This window comes from Candidatus Symbiopectobacterium sp. NZEC127 (assembly GCF_025962675.1).
GTDB lineage: Bacteria > Pseudomonadota > Gammaproteobacteria > Enterobacterales > Enterobacteriaceae > Symbiopectobacterium.
The window spans coordinates 1,699,673-1,721,939 of sequence record NZ_JAGFPG010000001.1; the positions used below are offsets into that span (position 1 = coordinate 1,699,673).

Consider the following 22,267-nt stretch of genomic DNA (forward strand, 5'->3'; position numbering starts at 1 on the left):
TAACATGTTAGTAAGCGGAATGCTTATTCTCTTCGATATAACGCGCATCAATCCGCCCGAACATCTTGTAATAACACCAACTGGTGTAGAGCAGGATGGCAGGAACAAAAATGCAGGCCAATATTGTCATAACCTGAAGCGTCAGTTGACTCGACGTGGCATCCCAAATCGTCAGGCTGACGTTAGGGGCAAGACTGGAAGGCATCACGAAGGGAAATAACGTGATTCCTGCCGTCAGGATCACACTGACAATCGTTAATGACGAGGTGAGAAAACCCCAGCCACAGCGGTTTGCACGTGACAACAGCATAGTGAACCAGGGCAGAATCACACCCAGCGCCGGGATCGACCACAGCGCAGGATACGCGGTAAAGTTGGTTAACCAGGCGCCGGCTTGCTGAATCACCACTTTTCGCAACGGATCGGAAGGGGCGGTTTTGTCCAACGTTGAGGTAATAACGTAGCCATCAATGCCCATGATGACCCAAAGACCAGCCACTAAGAATGCGACGCTGGTCAGCACGCTGACGGCCTGCGCGGTTTTTTGTGCACGGACCTGAAGGGTCTGCGTGGTACGCATTTGCAGATAAATCGCACCGTGAGTGATAAGCATCGCTACACTCACCAACCCGGCCAGCAGCCCAAAGGGGTTAAGCAGACCGAAAAAGCCGCCGTGATAAGTAAGCCGTAAATAGTTATCCACGTTCAACGGTACACCCTGTAGCAGATTGCCAAAAGCGATACCGAACACCAGCGCAGGCACGAAGCTGCCAATAAAAATGCCCCAGTCCCACATCCCACGCCAGCGCGCATTTTCCAGCTTGGAGCGGTAATCAAAACCAATCGGGCGGAAGAACAGCGCTGCCAGCACCAGAATCATCGCAAAATAGAACCCGGAAAAAGCGGCGGCATACACCATCGGCCAGGCGGCAAACAGCGCCCCCGCACCGGTGATCAACCAGACCTGATTACCATCCCAGTGCGGGGCAATGACGTTAATCATTACTCGCCGTTCAACATCGTTCTTGCCCAAGATGCGCAGCAAAATACCCACACCCATGTCAAAGCCGTCGGTGATGGCGAAGCCGATGAACAAAAGGCCAATCAATCCCCACCAAATTAGGCGCAATGTTTCGTAATCCAGCATGATTGAAGCTCCTGTTAACCTTTAGTCTGAGTGGCGGGTGATAGCTGCTCGAAGTGGTAACGGCCCGTTTTTAGGCTACTGGGCCCCAGTCGGGCAAACTTGAACATCAGGTAGGTTTCGGCCACCAGAAACAGCGTATACAGCCCGCAAATCAGCCCCATCGACAGCAGAATGTCGTAAGCCTCAAGAGATGAATTGGCCACTGCGGTAGGTAGCACTTCACCCACGGCCCACGGTTGACGGCCGTACTCGGCAACGAACCAACCGGATTCAATCGCGATCCACGGCAATGGAATGCCGTAAAGGGCCACGCGGTGCAACCCTCTGCCCTGCCCGATGCGGCCACGGATCACACGCCAGAATGACAGTCCGAAAATGACAAGCATCAGCACGCCGCAGCCCACCATCACCCTGAAAGCGATATACAACGGCGCAACGCGGGGAATGGAATCGTTGACGGCTTGCTGAATCTGGCTTTCGCTGGCGTTGGCGACGTCATCGGTATAGCGCTTGAGCAACATGCCATAGCCAAGGTCGTGTTTGGCCGTATCAAAGCGGGCGCGAACAGCAGGATCGGCGTTGCCTGCACGCAACGTCTCCAGCAACCCGTAGGCCTGCATGCCGTTACGGATGCGGATTTCATGTTGTGCCATCAGATCTTTGATACCGACGACCGGTTTATCGAGGGAACGGGTTGCGATCAACCCCAACAGGTAAGGAAGATGGATAGCGAAATCGTTCTGCATTGTCTCCTGATTAGGAATGGCAAACAGCGTGAAAGACGCGGGTGCAGGCTGGGTTTCCCATTCTGCTTCGATGGCAGCCAGCTTGGTTTTCTGCACATCACCCATCACATAGCCGGACTCATCCCCCAGAACAATAACCGACAGCACAGAAGCCAGTCCAAAGCTGGCCGCAATGGCAAACGAGCGCTTGGCGAAGGGAAGGTCACGGCCTTTGAGCAGATAATAGGAACTGATCCCCAGCACAAACATCGCGCCTGCGGTGTAGCCAGCCGCCACGGTGTGCACAAATTTCACCTGAGCAACAGGGTTCAACACCAGCTCGGAAAAACTCAGCATTTCCATACGCATGGTTTCATAATTAAACTCTGCCGCCACCGGATTTTGCATCCATCCGTTGGCGACCAGAATCCACAGCGCTGAAAAGTTGGAACCCAGCGCGACAAACCAGGTCACCAGCATATGCTGAACTTTACTCAACCGATCCCAACCAAAAAAGAACAGGCCAATGAGCGTGGACTCGAGGAAGAACGCCATCAGCCCTTCCATCGCCAAAGGCGCACCGAAAATATCGCCCACGTAGTGGGAATAATAGGACCAGTTAGTACCAAACTGGAACTCCAGTGTCAGTCCGGTGGCGACACCCAAGGCAAAATTGATGGCGAACAACTTGCCCCAAAATTTAGTCATGTCCTTATAGATTTGCTTGCCGGTTAACACATAGGTGGTGTTCATGATGGCCAACAAAAAGGACATCCCCAATGTTAGCGGGACGAATAAAAAGTGATACATAGCCGTCAAGGCGAATTGCAACCGAGACAGTTCGACAACATCAAACATGGTAGACTCCTAGCGCGGCATGAAAAATCACACCATGCGGTTATTCCGCGTTCCAGCCGGAATAAATAGCGATGAATTAAAACAATAAAATGCTGCTCCGACGGGCAGGATGACAGCCGGAATGTTTTGCATAGACGAGATAACAATTAATAGGTAATGGTTCGGGAAAGGATTATAGCGCGCAAAAAATGACGAATAAATAGTACAGTAGAGCCATAAGCCCGAATACCTAATCCACATCAAAATAAGAATAAAGCACTTAATAAAATTAATTTTTAGATAGAAAATAACGAAAAATACAAATTTACAACATTATAGACCAGTTTAAATTTACTTCACCTTTTTAAAACCCCATTTATTGGTACAGATTAATCCCAGTGAAATATAACAGTTACTTTTTGTATTAATTTTATGACTCTCCTCTGCTGTTGTGTATCTGAGGGTGGTCTGGATCTCCCCTACCAGAATAACCGCAGTACCCTTTGGATAAAGTCAGCGAAAACGCCACATAGCGTAAATAAACCGGGTGGCAACTATCTGTCGGTGATGGTTCACAACGGTATGGCTTAGGTTAGCGGCCCATTGCCACCTCGGGGGGAGGTGCAGGTGTTGAACGTCGTGGGGCAAATGCGCAACATTAACTCACACAGCTCACAGACATATCCCGCTATTTTCTGTACGCTCAGATTACTGATACGGATTCGAACTTGAGAACGCCTAGTGAACAACTTTGACCTGTCGTTGCTAAAATATATTCAGGAACACAGCCCGGTATTTATTGAGGATGTTATGTCAAAATTTGGCAAAACAACCTCAACGTTGAAGCGTTCGCTTAAAGGTATCAACGAGTTTCTTGAGCCTGAATATCATCTGCATATCGATGGACAATCGATAATCACTGCGATCACCTATCGGCAATACATCGATTTCCTGACCAGAATCCCTTTCAATCGTTATATCACCACCGCCGAAGAGCGGATCAAAAACCTGAGTGTGGCACTGTGCCTGCACGACGTGGTGAATAAAAGCGAGTATTACCGAAAATTCAATGTCAGCTCAACCACCTTAAAAAATGATAATCCGGCGTTATATGCCTTTTTACAGGCAAATCATCTCTCCATGACTGCCATTCCCCGCCAGGGATCGCGTCTGGACGGTGATGAAATTATGCTGCGAATTACCATCTGCCTGACAATCCTTAAAACAGTCGAAATTGGCGATGACAACGTATTGGTACCGCATAAAGCCAATGAACCCATCAATAAATCCATTGCCACGCAATTTCTCACAGCGTGTAAGGATGAGATTGCCCTCGCGGCCGATCTCTACCAAAGGCAACTGAGCCAGTGTGTTACGCTAGGCTATAACAGTAAAAAGTATTTCCTGGTGTACATGAGCATTGCCCTACACCGTATGCGACGTGGGCACGTCATTGCCGACAGTGATAATCTCGATTTTATTCAGTCCTTCAATTTTACATTGCTCAACCGTGAACATGAGGATCGGTTTCTTGACCTGCTGATTTCTTCTTTGACCTACACCTGGCGGCCTTTTGCTATTTATGATGCCGCGTTGATTGCACAGGTCAGGCAATTATGCAAATCGCTCAAGCCCCTGCTCAGGGCAAACATACACAATGCCTTCCCTTTTTTTGCTGAAATTTATCCGTTTATCTACTCGGCCATCATACAAAACAAATTCAATCTTTATTTTGATGACAAAAAATTGCATGAGGTTCAGACACGTTATGCCTCACTCTATCAAGGCGTGGTACAAGCCACTGGCCCGATTGCCGATCATTATCGTATCAGGTTCTCACCGGTACATTTATCCACGTTGGTGCTGATACTCAAAAAATATGAGTTGCAAAATCGCATTCACAGTGAAGATAAAAAGCGTGTGATCATTGTTACTAACTCATCGGAAAATAAGGTAGGTTATTTTAAGGAAGTGCTGAAATCATACTTTCATATCGACATTATTGGATGCGTCAACATTAATGAACTACACACGCTCAAGCAGCTGCCCTTCGATTTACTCATTACCTTTACCAACAAAATATCCAGCTATCTGAAGTATTATCAACTGCCCTACATCAAGGTGAATTTTTATCTGGACCGCGATGATATCTCGCTGCTGAGCGAATGCGGGCTTTCGCGGGCAAAGAAGAAAATCCCTACTGAGGACTTTATTCAAGACATTGACGGGTTGGATAGCGCACAGATCCGTGCATTGCTGGAGCAAAAATACCCCGATTTCTTTATTTGACACAGCACGGACAGCGCACAGCAATCGCAGCACACACAGTGCGTGAAGATGTCGCGCGCTGCCCGGGGCAAAATAGGCCAGTAATATCGCCCTGGTGAAACCGGCGCCAAGGTGGTCGCTCCGGTGAGCAGGCTTATTCTTCAAACAACTGTTGCTGACGCCGTCCCCGACAGTAGACATCCAGCAGATTCAGGTCATCATCGAGCACCAGAATATCGGCATCCTTGCCGGGGGACAGCGACCCTTTACGATCTGCTGCGCCGGCAAGCAATGCGGGGTTTTCACAAGCGATTCTCGCCACCGAGACCAATCCGTGATCGAGGCGGCCAACAATATTCTTCACGGAATCCAGGAAGTTCATTTCCAGATGTTTTACCGTTTGATAATCACACGGGCAAACCTGACGCGTATCACCACCGTCGGCAGCGATTTCCAGTTGCCCTTGCTTGATGCGAAATGTCTCTTTGCGCAGATAGTGGTAAAACTCATAACCTTCAGGAAAATCTACGTAACCCATGCAGTCGCTCATCAATACCATGCGCCGATCGCGTTTTAACCGGTAGAGCAAATCGAAGGCTTCTGGCTTAATCGTGATCCCGCTTTGTTTCGCCACTTCCGCATAGGTATCCTGGTAATACATCAGTGCACCAACCACGCCCAACTCGCGGTGGTGAAAGCCACGCATCCCGCTGTAAGCATGGGTAAAATGGTTTAATCCCGCCTCTATTGCCGCCGTGATTTCGGCAAAGGTGGCATCGGTGTGCCCTGCCGATACCGTAATGCCCTGCGCGTGCAAATGTCGGATAACCTCCAGCGCTCCTTCCAGTTCGGGCGCTAATGTCATCAGGCGAATATGATGACCGGCTAGCTGATTGAAGCGCTCGAAGCTGGCGATACTGGGGCGTTGCAAACAATCGGCCCGTTGCATACCGAGATGCTTCTCACTGATATAGGGCCCTTCCATATGAATGCCGATGGCCTCAGCTCCATCAGCAGCCGTTGCCGTAGCGATAAAATCAGCAGCGGCCACTAACGATGCTTCAAGGAAATCATTTGGCATCGTGCCGGACGTGGGTAAATAAGCGGTAACGCCCGCTTTAACCAGATCGTGGCTCATCCACTTAAGGGAAGATTGATTGCCCTTGTAAGCAAAAGAGCCTCTGCCCCAGCCGTGCACATGGATATCGACAAAGCCGGGCATAATGATCTGCTCGCTGTGATCGATATAGTGGGAGGCGCAGTGAGGCGCGAAGCCGCAAATTTTTCCTTCCTGTATCTGGAGATAACCCGACTTGATGCCGTCGGGGAATACTATCCGGTTGGATTTAATCACACCTGAGCCAACATCATTCATGATCCCTCCTCAGCACCCGCTCAGCAAGCTCATCGGCCAGAACGGCACACAGCCCGATATAGGCGGCCGGATCGAGCAAATCAGCAATTTCTTGCACCGTAAATTGGCTCGCTATCACCGGGTCATTGCTTAACACCTTACTGTATTCGAGATGTTCATGGGTGCTGCGCATCGCCATGTTATAAACCAGTTCGTGCGCCGGATCTTTGCCCAGTTTATCCACCAGTTTCATCATGATTTTTTCGCTGTTGATTAACCCGTGCGTCAACATCACGTTGTCATGCATCCGCTCACGGTTAATCACCAGCGTTCGCGTCAGTTCTTCCCCACGCAGGATAATTTCCGCCATTAATTCAATACTTTCTTGCAGGCTGGCATCAAAAATAAAATAGGCTGAGCTGTCTGCTTCGAAGGGGCGTGGGCAAACATACAAGGTTGCCGTCAGTACCGAATATAATTTTTGCGCATTGGCAATGATCCCTTTCGCCAGCTTGGGATTCACCTTTTGCGGCATGGTGCTGCTGCCTACCGTGCCTTTGGCAAACGCTTCAGACACTTCGCCAAATTCTTCACTAGAGGTTTGGTAGACCTCTTCGGCAATTTTATGCAGCGTCGTTGCCAACAGGCACAGGTTGCTGATGTACTCAGCGCGGAACACCCGGGCATTGCGTGAAGGCACCAGCATCGAATGCATACCAAGCTGTTCCGCGACCAAGTCCTGCACGGCTCTGCCCGGCTCGCCGGTCGCATGGAAAGCGCCTACTGCGCCCCCCATCATCACGGTAAACACCCTTTTCTCCGCCTGTTGCATGCGATCCACGGCGGCCAGCAATTCATAAATCCATACCGATACCTTATAACCATAGGTGATCGGTAAAGCGTGCTTGCCATGCGTGCGTCCCGCCATCAGGGTGTTTTTATGCGCTTTTGCCAGGTTAGCCAAATTCACCAGCGTGGCATCCACAAACGTCATCAGTTTCTGGTGGAATTTTTTTACGATAAACAGGTGTGCCGTCTGCTGAATATTCTGTGTTGTCACCCCATAGTGCACATACTTGCCACTCTCGGCATCACACGCTTTCACCAGCACCTTGATAACGGGTACAAACCCATGGCCAATCTGGCGCATCAGGCGATCAATTTCGGCGAGATCGATGCGCGCCAACTGGCAGTTAGCGGCAATATTTTCAGCCGCCGCGGCGGGGATCATCCCCACCTTCGCCTGCGCCAGCGCCAACGCCGCCTCCACATCCAGCCACGACTGGACTCTGGCCTCATGGGTGAACAGATCCTTCATTCCCTGGTGGTCAATGGTTTTACTTTTTGAATCATAAAGCGCGCGCATACGTCTTCTCCTTAACGTTGTGTGATGCCGGCAAGGTGATCGTCTACCGCATTGCGGACAAACTCGACATGCGGCCCGAACACAACGTGAATGTGATTACTGGAAGGAATAAAGGTGCCCAAGGAGCCAGCCTCTTTCAGCAATTCCATGTTCATCAATTTCTGATCGCCCAGATCGATACGCAGTCGCGACACACAGTTTTCAACGCGTTTGATATTTTGCTTACCGCCCAATCCCTGGATCACTAATTCTGCTACCTTGTCGTACTCTTTGTTATTCAGCAACGCACTGTCTGCGGTTTCGTTCTCACGGCCAGGCGTTTTGATATCAAATTTGCCAATCGCGTAGCGGAATACGCCATAGAACACAATAAAGTTAACCGCGCCCAGCAAAATCAGGTTTACCCACTGGGTGTTTTCATACATCAGCCCAAAGATGCCGAAATCAAAGATGGTGCCGCGAATATAGCCAATAGACACTTCCAGCATTTGCAGCGGGATGGTCAGCAGACCGCACAATATGGCGTAGATAATAAAAAGTTTTGGCGCGATAAACAGGAAGGAAAACTCAAGCGGTTCGGTGATATTGCCCAGAAACGCCGTGAGCACAACCGTCAGTATCATCCCCTTGGCAAATTTCTTGTTCTTGAAATAGGCCATGTGGTACATCGCCAGGCCAATCGCCGGAACGCGGAACAGCGTGGTCAACATCTGTGACGATGCAAGATAGCTGCACAGGGTTGGCATAAGTTCATTCCACGCCGGGTGGTTCGGCCCTAACTCAAACAAGATCTTGTTCATGGCGGGCAGGATGCCGACATAGGTTTGGCCATCAATCAGATAAGTGCCCCCCGCTTCCGTAAAACGCACGGTCGAACTCAATACATGGTGCAGGCCAAACGGGATCAACAAACGGTTCAATGTCATATAGATCCCGGCACCGATATCAGGCGCCATCATCACCGTAGAGATGCTTCTCATTCCATAGGTGAAGACATCCCAGATAAAGGGAATAATCAGCCCCACCGGGATAGTAAAGGCGATAGCGAGGATAGCGACCGATTTCTTGCCGCTGAAAAAGGCAAATGCCAGAGGAAGCTGCAAGCGATAAAATCGGTCTGTGACTTTCGCGGCCAACAGGCCGGCAATAATGCCGCCCAACGCTTCAATTTTTAGCGTGTGTATGCCAAGCACCATCCCTTGCCCGACAAACGCCATATTTTCTGTGACCAATTGCCCCATTAATTTGAGATGAACGTGCATTGATATCAACAATGTCAAATAAGCAATCACGGAAGAGAATACCGCAATGCCTTTTTCTTTCTTGGACATCCCATAAGCGACACCCATGGCGAACAACAGTGGAATATTCTGGAACACGACGCTGCTGATGAGGCCGACGGAAGACAAAATCATCTTGCAATAAGCATTCCCCAAAAAAGGGAGCTTATCGATCATATAGGCTTGCCCCAGCGCGCTACATATCCCCATCAGCATCCCGACCGGCGCTAACACAGCGATAGGCAATAATAGGGAGCGTCCAAACGTTTGTATTTCGTTTTTAAAGTTGGAGTTCATAATAGGGTCCCTGGTGTATTTGGCATCACCATCAAACTACGCTTGCACGTTCGCCATCAAGGCCAAATACTGACTCATTCAAGGCTCATTTTTTGTCCGTAATAAAATATGATTGGGTTCACACTTCTGATAGCCGATGTTTTACCGATGAGGGAAACGCTTGAGGGGAGAAGAACACCGGGCTTACTACAGGCGAGTCGTACCAAATAAAAAAGCAGACGCCGATATCGGCATCTGCTTTTTTAAGGTTACAGCAGTGATGATCCCATCACTTCTTCAACATTACAGCCTCATGCTGTCGTATTGATGTTACGACCAATCGCCGGGTTAGCAGGCAATTGCGGAATCGACTCAATCAAACCGAGCGCCGCAGAAGCTTGATTATCCAACGCTTTCTTGAACACGAGGGTACTGGCTTCATTGCGTGTTTGCATGTCATTGAGGCCGGTAGCCAGCGCTGCAATCTGCGAAACATCCATAACATTCTCCTGAAAAATGAAGTAATTACTCTCGGAGATAACAACAGCCTTTACCTTATCGCGTGGAGCAGACTGTCAGACGTAGTATCGGATCGCTACAGACAAAGTTTATCATTTTTACTTTTCTATACGTTACAGCAACCGATTCACCCCCAGCCTTGCTGGCGTGCTCACCGTCAACATCACTGCACACCGCGTTTAATGAGCTAAAAAAAGCAGCTTAGCGTTGCTGGCAGGCTACCTTGGAGTGCACTGAACTGACTAAGTAAACGTCCTTCATCAACATCTCAAATTTGACAACATCATTTTCTCCCACCCAAGGAATGGTGTCATCGGGTGCGTTGTCATTAATGTGCTTATCCACAGCGAAATTACGTATTTTTAGATGATTACCAGTCCACTGCGGGTCAAAGCTAAGGGTTCGACGAAGTGTTTTAATCACATTATCGCTCCCCACATAAACACCACTAATGAGCACCAACGCGCGTTCTTTATCACTCAAATAGATATATACATCATACTCTTTTCGAACCAGCGATCCATTTTCCATACCCGACGACTTTACTTTTCCCTGACAAACCAGTGGATTAGGGATTCTATTTCCATAAAAAAGGAAAAAAGCACAGGCTAAAGAGAAAAAGACCAGAACGCCGATCGCAAGTGCTATTTTTTTTCTGATTTTAATAATTAACATAAGTCACACACTCTTTCCCGTCCTGCTTGCAGGTAATAATGATTTCATTCCGCTTATCCAACGCATCAGAAATGACAACCTTTTTAGATAGAAAAAACAGCACATTGTTGGAGCATAAACTCTCTACGGTGCTAGCGGAAAGCGTATCATCCTCATCGGTCAAGCGGTCATAGAGGTAGTACATCTCGCATTTGCCGTTTCCATCCATCTGTAAAGTGCTTCGGGCAGGAAAATAGCTCTCCTTTGCTGCGATCATGGTAAAACCCGCCAGGAACAGCACAGCAATACTGAGAACGCTTAATCCCCACCGAAAAAGATGTCCTTGCTTTTTTTTATGCTGGACAAGCGCGGGCTGAGGCATGGCGGGTGAACCGGCCGATTCATCGGTTTCAGTCCCTTCCGGCAATGCTTTATCTTTTCTATTATTTTCAATAACATTGACATCACTGATATTAAAAATAATACCCGACTTTGGCACAGTAACAATCGCATCATCAAGATCGAATTCACGAAGCACTTTTCTCAACAAAGAGACATAATTGTTCAGATTATTAATCGAAGGCGATAGCGCATGTTTCTCTAACGCCTCACGCATCAACAACTCACGACTGAGTAACGTGCCAGGATTCGTTATCAATGTTTCAAACAATCGGGAAACCGGAATACTTAGCGATACCGCCTCATCTTCTCGCGCTTGCCATGACAATGTTCGTTCATCCGAGTCGAATATAATTAATTGATTAATAAAATAGATCATGACAATCCTCTTTATGAAATGTCATTGCCATCAGCAGATAATCAGGCTGTATAACGACATCTTTTTAGTATTATATAACGCAATAGAAGACAAGCATCTTGCCAGGCTTTTCAAGATGAAAATTATTACTTCTATTTTTCCATCAAACGGAGATTTAAATGTGGCACAAGCAACTGAGGAAATTCTTTTTTTACAGGATATGGAGCCACATCATTGTTGTCAAAGATTATTTATCTTACCGTCGGGAATCATACCCTAGTCATGTAAAATTATCTAATCACAATGAACAAGATGATAATTCTTTAATTATTTTTACATATCCCCCTGCGTAAAAAACGTTTAGCACCTTCCCACTCAAGAAACCTGACAACACAAAATCACATCTAATCGCGACAAAACCCTAGAAATCAGAATAAAAACCTAAATAAATTTATATAATCAGTATATTATCTATATTTAACTAAAATAGTTATTATGTTGCACTTAACAAGAAACTCACCCTATTATTCGTACCGTCATTTTAGCTTTTCTGCACAAACTGTTTTCTTCACAACATAATTTATTATTGTGTTGGTTAAACCAAAACATATTAACAAGGTATGGAAATAACTTATGAAATTAACTAAAGCCGCACTGGCCTCAGCCATCGCCATGACTTTTATGCTTAGTGCCAATGCTGCCGATACACATAATGGCACCGTGACATTTAACGGAAAAATCATTGATACGCCGTGCTCTGTCGATCAGGATGATTTACAGCAGACCGTAGAGTTTGGGGAAATCAGCAAGGCCGTTCTGGAGAATGGCGGTACCTCTGACATTAAATCATTCGATATCGCCTTAAAAGATTGCAGCCTTGATACAGCAACAACGGCGAAAATCGTTTTTAATGGCGGTACCGCTGCGGGCAGCAACAGTGAACTGCTGGCATTGAACGGCGCTGCATCTGGCGCGGGCATTGCCGTTAAATATTCTGGAAGCAAAATCAAGTTTGACGGTGCCACCCCGGCAGTCAATGCATCCCCTCTGTCAAACGGTGATAATACGTTCTCCTTCTCTACCTACGTGGAGAAGCTTCCTACCCCGCAGTCAGGCACCGCTGTTGATATCACTACCGGTGAATTTACCAGCACAGCAAACTTTGTTGTGTCTTATCAGTAACGGTCACTAATTAGGGAAACAATGGCACGGACGCCGCTTTAAACACTGTCATTGTGGAGAGATAGGGTGAAAAGGTTTTTTTTATACCGTGTGATTTATTTCATTCTATTTTACATCCCTGTTTATTCCCATGCCGAATGGGATGAACAAAGAGGTGATGTGACTTTTGGGGGAAGTATTACGGCAACCCCCTGTTTTCTCTCTAATGAATCTATCTATCAACGCATTGATTTTGGACAAATCAGTACCAGTTCGCTGATCCCGTCATTTTCAGCAACGAGAATGATAGAAATAAAATTGTTAGGCTGTTCACTCGCGGCAGAAAAAGACATCAATAAAGCAGGAAGCAGTGCAAAAATTACTTTCCTCGGTCAACAGAGTCAACAAAACCCACAATTATGGGCTGTTTCTGGTGAAGCATCAGGTATTGCATTACAGCTTTTGACTGAGACAAACACGCCCATTCCTTACGGTAGTGAAGGCAGCGACTTTCAATTAATTGAGGGTGATAATACGCTTCGCTTTGCTGTAAAACTTATTGCCAATATGGACCAGATAACCGTTGGTGAGTTTTACTCCATTATCAACTTCACAATTTCTTATCACTGATATTTCGCATGCCTTATCAAATTACCGGTCTAACAATTATGTTAAAAAAACTGTTCAGCATAGAAAAGAAGCGTGTTCTATTACGTTTTGGCATTGCTATTTTTTCGTTGAGCGTTTCAGCGCTGCATGCAACAGAATTTAATATTAACGTGTTGGACGTGGATGAACGTCAAAAAATCGACCTGAGCCACTTTTCCGATCCGGATTATGTCACTCCAGGGGAATATCTGCTGTCCATCAGAATCAATGCCCGAGAAATTCAGCAAAGTAAGGTGAAATTTCTGCCGTCGGGGCCAAACAATAATAAACCGACAGCCTGTATCACGCCTGACATTGCTAACAAACTGGCGTTAACAAAAGAAGCCAGCGGCATGATCGGTTTATGGAATAACAATGAATGCGCCGATCTCACCCCGATTTCCGGGGTAAAAATATCTAATCGTATCGGTATGGGCGATTTGGATATCACCATTCCGCAAGCCTGGCTACGGTACAGTGACACCAACTGGACACCGCCTGAACAATGGGATGAAGGCATCAATGGCGCATTGCTGGACTATAATCTGGTCGGTTCAGCGCGGCGTAATACCAATAATAGGGGTTCAGATCGTTATCTGAGCAGCTACGGTACGGCAGGCTTCAATCTGGGCGCATGGCGTTACCGCGCTGACTATCGCTATTTCCGGCAGCAATCTCGTACCACGGAACGAGACCAGTTCTCTTGGGATCAATTCTACGCGTATCGTCCACTGCCGATGATGTCTGCGGACCTGCGGCTGGGCGAAATGTTTTCCGGCAGTAATCTGTTCGATAGCTATCGCTTCACCGGGATTGCATTAGAAAATAACGAAAACATGTTGCCACCGGCAATGCGTGGCTATGCCCCTGAAATTCGCGGTGTCGCCCGTTCCAACGCCCGCGTCACCGTCACCCAGAACGGACGCGTGATTCATGAGACCACCGTACCGGCTGGTCCTTTCGCGATCCAGAGCCTCAGAAGCGGTATCAGCGGCACGCTGAACGTTGAAGTCACGGAAGAAGATGGCTCGGTTTCGCGTTTTCAAACAGAAGCCGCCAACCTGCCCTACCTGACGCGTCCTGGCCATGTGCAATACAAACTGTCAGCCGGGCGACCGTCGAATAACGATCACCATTTTGAGGGCCCTGCGTTCTCTTCCGCTGAGGCCTCGTGGGGCCTCAGCAGTTCCTGGTCAGTGTACGGGGGGACGCTGCTTTCTGACAGCTATCAATCCTGGGCAGCGGGCGTGGGGAAAAACCTTTATTTGCTGGGCGCACTCACGGCAGATGTCACACAGTCGCGCGCCACGCTGGAACAAGCGCCCTCAACGCTGATGGGACACTCTTTTTCTCTGAACTGGTCAAAATTCTTTGACAGCATTGAGAGTCAGGTCAGCTTTGCTGGCTATCGTTTTTCTGAAAAAACATTTATGAGCATGCCGCAGTTCTTGTCGGCACTGAATTACGACAGTGCCCTGTACAGTGAAAAAGAGCGCTATAGCATCACGGTATCGAAAAACTTTGCCTCAGAGAAGACATCACTGTTGAGCGGTATGTCCACCTACCTGACGTATACCCACAGCACATTTTGGAATGCTGCCGAGCAGGATCGCTATGGCGTTTCATTAAATAAATATTTTGATTTCGCAGGCATAAAAGGCATTTCCGCCAACCTGTCTGCCTATAAAACCACGTATAACCAGCGTAGCGATGACAGTATTTATCTGAGTTTTTCGATTCCGTTACGGGACAAAGAACGCGTGAGCTATAGCGCGGGCAGTTTCAACAGCGACGTCAATCAAACCCTGACTTACACCAATAACCGTGCGCCGGACAATAACTGGAATCTGAGCACGCGCTATAACGACCAGGAAAACAGCTACCTCAGCGGAAATTACAATTATCTGGCCTCGACCACCGATGCCAGCGTCAGCGCGGCCTGGCAGCAAAATAGCTACACCTTCCTGAGCGGTTCATTGCGCGGCGGGATCACCGCAACCCAACACGGTGTTGCTGCGCATCCAAAAGGAAATAATGGCGGAACCCGTATCATGGTGGACACGGACGGGCAGCGCGATGTGCCTTTTGCCCAAAGCCGTGTCACCACTAACCGTGCCGGGCTGGCAGTCATCGCCAATACCAGCAGCTATTATGACGTTTCCACCCGTATCGATGTGCAGAAACTACCCAAAAATATCGAAGCGACCACCAACGTGGTGCAAGGCACGCTCACCGAAGGTGCCATTGGCTACAGAAAATTCACGGTAGTCAGCGGCGCAAAAATTCTCGCCAGCATCATGCTAGAGAATGGCAAATCGCCCCCTTTCGCCGCTCGCGTCAAAAACAGCAAAGGCCGCGATGTTGCCATGGTATCCGATCAAGGTCAGGCCTATATCACTGGCGTTTCTGAGAATGAAACACTCTCCCTCTTTTGGGAGGGTAAAAACCAGTGTCAGGTAACGCTACCGGCCACCCTCAGTTATTTAGATCAACTATTACTGCCCTGCAAATAAAACAAGCACAGCTAATCATTTGCGTTTTTTGGAGAACAAACATGAAGATTTTTTTACCCCTTCGACTGATAGGGCTGTTTATCAGCACGATTCTGACAACGCCCGTCGCTAGCAGTGCTATCAACCTTGATCGCACGCGGGTGATTTTTAACGAAAATGAGCAATCCACGACGGTAATGCTCTCGAACCAAAATGTAGAGAATCCGTTTCTGGCACAATCCTGGTTAACGGATGAGAAGCGCAACAAGATTTCTACGCCATTATTGGTGCTTCCTGCATTACAACGTATCGAGCCCAAAGGACACAGTTTGATCAGTCTGGTAAAAACCGGCCAATTGGCGCATTTACCGAAGGACAGAGAGTCGCTGTTTTATTTAAATGTGCGGGAGATTCCCCCAAAACCAGAAAAAGCGAACGTATTGCAAATTGCTATTCAGTCGGAAATAAAAGTCTTTTACCGCCCGCAACAGATTACTCCGGCAAAAGGCGAAGTCTGGCAAAACAAGCTGAGAATTACCAAATCTGGCAAGCAGCTCAGGATTGAGAATCCTACGCCCTATTACATCACGGTCAGCAATATTTTACAGCAGTCCAAAAATACCCATCAGAACCCGACACGCCTGTTGGCGGGCAATGCCTTTATGGTGTCTCCGAGAGGCAGTATTGATGTCGACGTAACGGACAACAGGGCGAATCAATTTTTCCTGTATTACGTGAATGATTACGGTGGTCATCTGGAATTGCCGTTTACCTGCACCCAAAACCGTTGCCAGCCCATCACGTTGTGATGGGGTTATTAAACATTTATTTCGAATGCTATAAAGAGAGGACTGGCCTATGCCTTTTCTAACCACCACTACCCTCCGTGCACTTATTTCAAGCGGCGGTTTGCTCCTGCTTAGCACATTCTCATTCCATGCTAATGCGCTGGAATGCCGTTTAGGCACCACGACCGGTCCGGTAAACGATTATGAAGATGTCGGGACATTAAAAATCCCCGCCACCTTGCCAATCGGTAGCCGCCTGTGGACCTCGCAAAGTTATACCCGCAACCTTGCCTGCTGGTCCTATAAGATCGTGGAATCTAACGGTGAAATGTCCTACTTTTACCCCAACCCTGAAGGGAAAGTCATTGGTGAAGGTATCGGTATCGGGATTATCTACAACGGCCTAGACCTCGGTATTATCACCAATGGCGGTACCAGCGCTTCACGCATCTCCACCGGAAGCTGGATCAATCCGGGGCCGTCCGGTACCCTTCCGCCCCCTAATCCCACCATGCTGAACGTCACGGTACAACTCTATCTGGAAAAAACCGGCAATATCACGAACGCCACCGCCGGGGTTGACGGACTAAAGGTGTTTCAGATCGATGGTGTGGGGGGAATCAACAATAAACCGGACAGTAACTACGGTCTCACGCTCTCAGGTTTGCACGGTATCGAAGTGATGCAATGCTCCGCGAACATTACTGTCTCACCGGACAGCTACGTCGATTTTGGTACCATAAAGTCATGGAATGACGCCAATGCCGGTGTCGTAGCCCAGTCCGTATTTCGCATCAACGCTTCAACGGACGGTGGGGAGGATTGCGGAAAAGGCTTTAATTTGAACGTTAATTTTGATGCGGCGGCACAGGGAAATGCGCTGGTCGGCCTTGATGGGATGGATATGGGCAACGGTTCGACGCTGAAAATTGAAGAGCAGCATACTACCAGCAATGTGACGTTCAACCAGTTTATTCCGTTTATCAGCCAACTCACTTCCGCAAACGGCGTGGTAGAACGCGCTTACACGGCACGTTTATATGCCTCTGGCCCGGCGGTTATCGGTGATACGGAAAAAAATATCATTCTGCGTTTTAACTATTATTGACCGGTGCTGCACGTTTACCGTCACGTGTTTCAAGAGGATAAAAATGAACAACCACGCTATTCGGCTGGCACGCCTGTCTACATTCTGCCTATCCGCGTTAGCATCAGTCACGGCATGGGGGGACGCGCCGTCCAACCTGACTGATGCAACCGTGACCTTTCATGTACAGGTGGTGAGTTCCCCCTGTAACCTTCAGGACAATAATGAGATTATTGTTGAAATGGGTGAAACCTCCACGCGCACACTGCAAACTCAGCGCCATGGGGACTGGCACACCTTCACATTAGGCTTTACGGAATGCAATACCGACACCTTTCAGAACGTTGCCATTCAATTTTTAGGCACTGAAGACACTAACCTTCCCGGCCGCCTGGCATTAGATAGCAGTTCGGGAGCCAAAGGCGTGGCGATCGGTATTTACTACGCCAATAGCCTCCTTGCCATCAACAACAACTCAGCGTGGATCCCCTTGCAGGTCGGCGATAATATCCTTCCCTTTTCAGCACGGATTGAAAAAACGGCAGACGATACGCTGCAATCCGGTGACTACACGGCAACGGCACACTTTAAACTGAGTTATCTCTGAACCGTGCGCGTTAGCGCACCCAAACCGGGTGGTGACAAAGGCCACAAATCTCGCGCCAAAAGAAACAAAGAAAAAACATTTTATTGGCATATCTTTAACATTTTAATAAATGTCTTAAAGTTATTTCTAAAGAGTCCGTTGTTAACTAAACGTAGGGCTGTTTGGAGATATCATCATGAGAGCATGGTTTTTGTATGGCGCACTTCTGTCATGGGCTGGTTTTTCACTTCCCACCGCGATAGCCTCTTCCACCATCAACACCGGCGTTATTCATATTGTTGGCACCATTGTTGAACCCCCTTGTGATATTTCAACGCAATCACAGCAGGTGACGGCGCAGTGTTTTCGGCAAGGACAACAACATACGCTCACCCTCGCTCAGCTAACGCAACAGCACGCATTGCCCCAGGGCGTGGGCTATATTGCCCCCCTCTCCTTAAGCGAAACGGTCAAAGTCGTGGTGATCAGTTACCAGTAACGGCAGACGCTCGTCTGCCGCCAGGCGCGATCGTTATCACGATACCCTAAAAAGTGTGGCCTTAACCGGCCACACCATCAGGAAAGAAACGCGATCCCTTGCTTAAGCACCAGATCGCAGGCTTTGGTTTTGACTTTTTCGGCCAACGGCGTGCTGCCGATATTATTCAGGTTTAGCGCCTGCCCATCCTTGGTTTGCAACATCCCGGCCATTCCCTGGGTGTAATCCGTTTGTTTCTGTTTTTCGGCGCTGTTCAGCCCCAGTTTATCCAGCAATTTATCTTTGATATTTTCAGTATTGGTGGCGGAGACCAGCTTCTGCTTGATGCAGTACTGCAAAATGCCTGCGGCATTGCCCATCGTGCCCGCGCTCAACGCCTGCGTGCCGCCGCCGAGCAAACCGGTTAAATTACTGGTTGAGCCGCCGTTTTGTCCAAGCTGGCTGGCCGCGCTGGACAGGGTATCCTGCCAGTTGGCAGCCTGAAGGTTTCCTGTCATCAACAGGCTGGAGAAAACGGCGCAGTACAAGGTGCGATTTATCAGATTCATCACGCGGTCGCTCTGGTATATGAAAACGGGTTCATGAAAACGGGTTCAATAAAAAAGGAGATACACTGCCGGGCAGTATACCTCCTCTTTATCATGGCAACATCAACGGTTGCCGCGCATTCTCCGTTACAGCACGATATTACCGACCACAAAACCGAATGCCACGGACAGCGCAATCGTTAACACCCCCGGCACCAGAAACGCATGGTTAAAGACATACTTGCCGATGCGGGTTGAGCCGGTGTCATCCATTTCCACCGCCGCCAGCAAGGTCGGGTAGGTTGGCAGGACAAACAACGCGGATACCGCGGCAAAGGAAGCGACCACCGTAACCGGGGAAACGCCAAGCACCAGCGCGGCGGGCAGCAATGCTTTCGCCGTCGCTGCCTGAGAATAGAGCAGCATCGATGCAAAGAACAGTATAACCGCCAGCATCCAGGGATAGCCTTGCAGCAACGCACCCGCAGTGCTTTGGATATCATTGATGTGCGCTTTGACAAAGGTATCCCCCAACCAGGCAACGCCCATGACGCACACGCAAGCACTCATCCCCGATTTAAAGGTGCTGGCAGAAAGCACTTTGCTGGTATCAATTTTACAGGTGATGGCAATGAGCGTCGCGATGGTCAGCATGAACACCACAATAGCTTCGTTACGCGGCAACACCGGGTTAGCAATCAACTTCACCGTATCGCTGATTGCCGTGGCGTAGCCCACAACGGCAATAATTCCAAGCAGGAACAGCAGTACCGACAGTTTGGCACCCGGCTTGATTACCAACGCACTGGCGGCGCGCACCGACACTTCGCCATTTTTAAGCCGCTGTTGATAGACTTCATCATCTTTCAGCTCTTTACCCAGAAAGTTGGTGACAACCGCCGTCAACAGCACGGCAGCAAGCGTTGTCGGGATACATATTCCCAGCAGCATCAGATAGCTGATACCGTGCGGTTCCAGAATACCGGCGGCAAAAACCACCGCAGCAGAAATCGGCGAAGCGGTGATCGCCACCTGTGAGGCGACGACGGCAATGGAAAGCGGACGAGACGGACGAATCCCCTGCTCTTTTGCCACTTCCGCAATCACCGGCAACGTTGAAAATGCGGTATGCCCGGTGCCCGCCAGCAGCGTCATAAAGTAGGTGACCAACGGCGCGAGGAAAGTGACATATTTAGGCTGACGGCGTAACAGTTTTTCCGCCAGACTGACCAGATAATCCATGCCCCCCGCCACCTGCATGGCAGCGATGGCAGCAATCACTGCCATGATGATTTCGATCACATCGAACGGGATGGCTCCCGGTTTGATATGAAGGCCAAGCGTCAGCACCAGCACCCCTAACCCACCGGCAAAGCCGATACCGATGCTACCAAGACGAGATCCTAGATAAATGGCAAGCAGAACGACAAAGAGTTCCACGACAAGCATACAATGCTCCTTAACGATGGTTAAAAGTCGTGCGATGGTATTGTTGTTATTATCTTTTTTTTATAAATGGACATCAGGCACAGGGCTAACCTGTGCCTGCGGTTAATCACTGGGAGAGTTAGACGTTTTCGTCGGTATAACGCTTCGCTTTGTAGGCCGGATGCATCAGGTTTTGGGTGGAGAAAATGTCATCCAGTTCACTTTCGGTCAGCAAGCCACGCTCCAACACCACTTCACGCACGCTCTTGCCGGTTTCGGCGCAAATTTTGCCGACAATGTCGCCATTGTGGTGGCCGATAAACGGGTTGAGGTAGGTGACAATGCCGATGGAGTTGAACACATAGGCTTCACACACCGCTTTATTGGCGGTGATGCCGTTAACGCATTTTTCCAGCAGGTTGTAGCAGGCGTTGGTGAGGATCTGGATAGACTCAAACATCGCCTGACCGATCACCGGCTCCATCACATTGAGCTGCAACTGACCCGCTTCAGAGGCCATGGTGACGCAGGTGTCGTTGCCGATCACCTTGAAGCACACCTGATTGACCACTTCCGGCACCACCGGATTGACCTTCGCCGGCATGATGGAAGAGCCAGCCTGCAATTCCGGCAGGTTGATTTCATTCAGGCCAGCACGCGGACCGGAAGAGAGCAAACGCAGGTCATTACAGATTTTCGACATCTTCACCGCCAGGCGTTTCAGCGCACCGTGCACCATCACGTAAGCGCCGCAGTCGGAGGTGGCTTCAATCAAATCCTCAGCCGGTACGCACGGCAGACCGCTCACTTCCGCCAGACGTTGTACCGCAAGGTGCTGATACTCATCCGGCGTATTCAGACGCGTACCGATGGCGGTCGCGCCCAGATTCACTTCCAGCAGCAGCTCTGCGGTGCGCAGCAGGTTTTTGTTTTCTTCTTTCAGCAGCACATAGAAAGCATGGAATTCCTGACCCAGCGTCATCGGCACCGCGTCTTGCAACTGGGTACGCCCCATTTTCAGGATGGTTTCAAACTCTTTGGCCTTGCGCTCAAAGCCGTCAGCCAACTGGGTGATAGCCTCAACCAGTTTCAGGATGGAGCTGTACACCGCAATACGGAAGCCGGTGGGATAGGCATCGTTGGTGGACTGGCATTTGTTCAGATGATCGTTAGGGTTAAGGTACTGGTATTCACCTTTGTTATGTCCCATCAGTTCCAGACCAATATTAGCCAGTACTTCGTTGGTGTTCATGTTCACCGAGGTGCCCGCGCCGCCCTGATAGACATCAACCGGGAACTGGTCCATGCATTTGCCGTTGTTCAGCACTTCATCGCAGGCACGGATAATGGTGTCGGCGATCGGGCGAGGGATGGTTTTCAATTCACGGTTCGCCAGCGCAGCCGCTTTTTTTACCATCACCATCGCGCGCACAAATTCAGGAATATCACTGATTTTATGATTACTGATATAAAAGTTCTCGATGGCACGCAAGGTATGAATACCGTAATAGGCATCGGAGGAAACTTCACGGGTACCCAACAGATCTTCTTCAATACGGATGTTATTTGACATAGTCACTATTCCTTTTTTTAATTCATGAACCGTTTTTATTATTGACCCACCGGTTCACGCTGTTTACAAATAGGGTCCATGGATTCATCAGCCAATAAAAGGTCGCACGATATTTATCAATATCGATTAATATTAAGGCGTTACGAATGCTGCGATGCGCGGCCCGAGAGCGTTTCTCAGGTCGTCATACTCCCCAGCACATTATTCAGGGTATAGAACGCACCACATCAGCGATGCGTATTCTATCTTTCGGTAATAGCGTCTGGCGCTATTTCACTCTTTTTTTATTTTACTG

General features: G+C 48.8%; 19 protein-coding genes. 8 read left to right on the forward strand and 11 right to left on the reverse strand.

Annotated features, from left to right (window positions below; all coding sequences use genetic code 11):
* Nucleotides 1-7: 7 nt before the first annotated feature.
* Both cydB and cydA read right to left on the reverse strand, forming a co-directional pair.
* Entirely contained in the window at nucleotides 8-1,147 is a 1,140-nt protein-coding gene (gene cydB / locus J5069_RS07920) for a cytochrome d ubiquinol oxidase subunit II (RefSeq protein ID WP_264643300.1), read from the reverse strand.
* Nucleotides 1,148-1,161: 14 nt separating this feature from the next.
* A complete protein-coding gene (cydA, locus tag J5069_RS07925; protein WP_264643301.1) occupies nucleotides 1,162-2,730 on the reverse strand; it encodes a cytochrome ubiquinol oxidase subunit I in 1,569 nt (522 codons plus the stop codon).
* A gap of 720 nt (nucleotides 2,731-3,450) precedes the next feature.
* Here cydA and J5069_RS07930 point away from each other — a divergent pair.
* Nucleotides 3,451-4,998: a hypothetical protein gene (locus J5069_RS07930; RefSeq protein WP_264643302.1), complete on the forward strand. Its 1,548-nt coding sequence runs from the start codon at nucleotides 3,451-3,453 to the stop codon at nucleotides 4,996-4,998.
* Between the two features lie 133 nt (nucleotides 4,999-5,131).
* Here the strand turns inward: J5069_RS07930 and nagA are convergent, their stop codons facing one another.
* The 6 genes from nagA to J5069_RS07960 form a co-directional block, all read right to left on the reverse strand.
* Nucleotides 5,132-6,352 carry an N-acetylglucosamine-6-phosphate deacetylase gene (gene nagA / locus J5069_RS07935; RefSeq protein ID WP_264628367.1) on the reverse strand — a complete coding sequence of 407 codons (1,221 nt, stop codon included), beginning with the start codon at nucleotides 6,350-6,352 and terminating at the stop codon, nucleotides 5,132-5,134.
* The gene (locus J5069_RS07940) at nucleotides 6,345-7,697 is read right to left on the reverse strand and encodes an adenylosuccinate lyase family protein (protein WP_264643303.1); all 1,353 of its coding nucleotides are present in this window, start codon (nucleotides 7,695-7,697) and stop codon (nucleotides 6,345-6,347) included. The genes nagA and J5069_RS07940 overlap by 8 nt, the downstream gene beginning before the upstream one ends.
* An 11-nt stretch (nucleotides 7,698-7,708) precedes the next feature.
* Nucleotides 7,709-9,274: a PTS transporter subunit EIIC gene (locus tag J5069_RS07945; RefSeq protein ID WP_264643304.1), complete on the reverse strand. Its 1,566-nt coding sequence runs from the start codon at nucleotides 9,272-9,274 to the stop codon at nucleotides 7,709-7,711.
* A 290-nt stretch (nucleotides 9,275-9,564) separates the two neighbouring features.
* The gene (locus J5069_RS07950; protein WP_264643305.1) at nucleotides 9,565-9,753 is read right to left on the reverse strand and encodes a YjfB family protein; all 189 of its coding nucleotides are present in this window, start codon (nucleotides 9,751-9,753) and stop codon (nucleotides 9,565-9,567) included.
* 220 nt (nucleotides 9,754-9,973) lie between these two features.
* Nucleotides 9,974-10,447: a FidL gene (locus J5069_RS07955; RefSeq protein WP_264643306.1), complete on the reverse strand. Its 474-nt coding sequence runs from the start codon at nucleotides 10,445-10,447 to the stop codon at nucleotides 9,974-9,976.
* Nucleotides 10,434-11,204 (reverse strand): winged helix-turn-helix domain-containing protein, encoded by a 771-nt coding sequence (locus J5069_RS07960; protein WP_264643307.1) that lies wholly within the window; start codon nucleotides 11,202-11,204, stop codon nucleotides 10,434-10,436. Before J5069_RS07960 ends, J5069_RS07955 begins: the two co-directional genes overlap by 14 nt.
* A gap of 612 nt (nucleotides 11,205-11,816) precedes the next feature.
* Between J5069_RS07960 and J5069_RS07965 the strand changes: the two genes are divergently transcribed.
* From J5069_RS07965 to J5069_RS07995, 7 genes are all read left to right on the forward strand, one after another.
* Nucleotides 11,817-12,365: a fimbrial protein gene (locus J5069_RS07965; protein ID WP_264643308.1), complete on the forward strand. Its 549-nt coding sequence runs from the start codon at nucleotides 11,817-11,819 to the stop codon at nucleotides 12,363-12,365.
* A gap of 66 nt (nucleotides 12,366-12,431) precedes the next feature.
* Nucleotides 12,432-12,974, forward strand: a complete 543-nt coding sequence (locus tag J5069_RS07970; RefSeq protein ID WP_264643309.1) for a fimbrial protein — start codon at nucleotides 12,432-12,434, stop codon at nucleotides 12,972-12,974.
* Nucleotides 12,975-13,012: 38 nt separating this feature from the next.
* The gene (locus J5069_RS07975) at nucleotides 13,013-15,505 is read left to right on the forward strand and encodes a fimbria/pilus outer membrane usher protein (RefSeq protein WP_264643310.1); all 2,493 of its coding nucleotides are present in this window, start codon (nucleotides 13,013-13,015) and stop codon (nucleotides 15,503-15,505) included.
* Nucleotides 15,506-15,546: 41 nt separating this feature from the next.
* A complete protein-coding gene (locus tag J5069_RS07980) occupies nucleotides 15,547-16,293 on the forward strand; it encodes a molecular chaperone (RefSeq protein WP_264643311.1) in 747 nt (248 codons plus the stop codon).
* A gap of 49 nt (nucleotides 16,294-16,342) precedes the next feature.
* Nucleotides 16,343-17,380, forward strand: a complete 1,038-nt coding sequence (locus tag J5069_RS07985; protein WP_264643312.1) for a hypothetical protein — start codon at nucleotides 16,343-16,345, stop codon at nucleotides 17,378-17,380.
* A 43-nt stretch (nucleotides 17,381-17,423) separates the two neighbouring features.
* On the forward strand, nucleotides 17,424-17,966 hold the full coding sequence (locus J5069_RS07990; RefSeq protein WP_264643313.1) for a fimbrial protein: 543 nt from the start codon (nucleotides 17,424-17,426) through the stop codon (nucleotides 17,964-17,966).
* A 175-nt stretch (nucleotides 17,967-18,141) separates the two neighbouring features.
* A complete protein-coding gene (locus tag J5069_RS07995) occupies nucleotides 18,142-18,444 on the forward strand; it encodes a type 1 fimbrial protein (protein WP_264643314.1) in 303 nt (100 codons plus the stop codon).
* A 77-nt stretch (nucleotides 18,445-18,521) separates the two neighbouring features.
* Here the strand turns inward: J5069_RS07995 and J5069_RS08000 are convergent, their stop codons facing one another.
* The 3 genes from J5069_RS08000 to aspA form a co-directional block, all read right to left on the reverse strand.
* Nucleotides 18,522-18,992: a DUF2501 domain-containing protein gene (locus J5069_RS08000; RefSeq protein WP_264643315.1), complete on the reverse strand. Its 471-nt coding sequence runs from the start codon at nucleotides 18,990-18,992 to the stop codon at nucleotides 18,522-18,524.
* Nucleotides 18,993-19,118: 126 nt separating this feature from the next.
* Entirely contained in the window at nucleotides 19,119-20,420 is a 1,302-nt protein-coding gene (locus tag J5069_RS08005; RefSeq protein ID WP_264643316.1) for an anaerobic C4-dicarboxylate transporter, read from the reverse strand.
* 118 nt (nucleotides 20,421-20,538) lie between these two features.
* Nucleotides 20,539-21,972: an aspartate ammonia-lyase gene (gene aspA / locus J5069_RS08010; RefSeq protein WP_264643317.1), complete on the reverse strand. Its 1,434-nt coding sequence runs from the start codon at nucleotides 21,970-21,972 to the stop codon at nucleotides 20,539-20,541.
* Nucleotides 21,973-22,267: the final 295 nt, after the last annotated feature.

Bases quoted from the DNA above. Each gene is read 5' to 3' on its own strand.
- cydB (WP_264643300.1), bottom strand. From the start codon at position 1,147: ATGCTGGATTACGAAACATTGCGCCTAATTTGGTGGGGATTGATTGGC.
- cydA (WP_264643301.1), bottom strand. From the start codon at position 2,730: ATGTTTGATGTTGTCGAACTGTCTCGGTTGCAATTCGCCTTGACGGCT.
- nagA (WP_264628367.1), bottom strand. From the start codon at position 6,352: ATGAATGATGTTGGCTCAGGTGTGATTAAATCCAACCGGATAGTATTC.
- J5069_RS07940 (WP_264643303.1), bottom strand. From the start codon at position 7,697: ATGCGCGCGCTTTATGATTCAAAAAGTAAAACCATTGACCACCAGGGA.
- J5069_RS07945 (WP_264643304.1), bottom strand. From the start codon at position 9,274: ATGAACTCCAACTTTAAAAACGAAATACAAACGTTTGGACGCTCCCTA.
- J5069_RS07950 (WP_264643305.1), bottom strand. From the start codon at position 9,753: ATGGATGTTTCGCAGATTGCAGCGCTGGCTACCGGCCTCAATGACATG.
- J5069_RS07955 (WP_264643306.1), bottom strand. From the start codon at position 10,447: ATGTTAATTATTAAAATCAGAAAAAAAATAGCACTTGCGATCGGCGTT.
- J5069_RS07960 (WP_264643307.1), bottom strand. From the start codon at position 11,204: ATGATCTATTTTATTAATCAATTAATTATATTCGACTCGGATGAACGA.
- J5069_RS07965 (WP_264643308.1), top strand. From the start codon at position 11,817: ATGAAATTAACTAAAGCCGCACTGGCCTCAGCCATCGCCATGACTTTT.
- J5069_RS07975 (WP_264643310.1), top strand. From the start codon at position 13,013: ATGTTAAAAAAACTGTTCAGCATAGAAAAGAAGCGTGTTCTATTACGT.
- J5069_RS07980 (WP_264643311.1), top strand. From the start codon at position 15,547: ATGAAGATTTTTTTACCCCTTCGACTGATAGGGCTGTTTATCAGCACG.
- J5069_RS07985 (WP_264643312.1), top strand. From the start codon at position 16,343: ATGCCTTTTCTAACCACCACTACCCTCCGTGCACTTATTTCAAGCGGC.
- J5069_RS07990 (WP_264643313.1), top strand. From the start codon at position 17,424: ATGAACAACCACGCTATTCGGCTGGCACGCCTGTCTACATTCTGCCTA.
- J5069_RS07995 (WP_264643314.1), top strand. From the start codon at position 18,142: ATGAGAGCATGGTTTTTGTATGGCGCACTTCTGTCATGGGCTGGTTTT.
- J5069_RS08000 (WP_264643315.1), bottom strand. From the start codon at position 18,992: ATGAATCTGATAAATCGCACCTTGTACTGCGCCGTTTTCTCCAGCCTG.
- J5069_RS08005 (WP_264643316.1), bottom strand. From the start codon at position 20,420: ATGCTTGTCGTGGAACTCTTTGTCGTTCTGCTTGCCATTTATCTAGGA.
- aspA (WP_264643317.1), bottom strand. From the start codon at position 21,972: ATGTCAAATAACATCCGTATTGAAGAAGATCTGTTGGGTACCCGTGAA.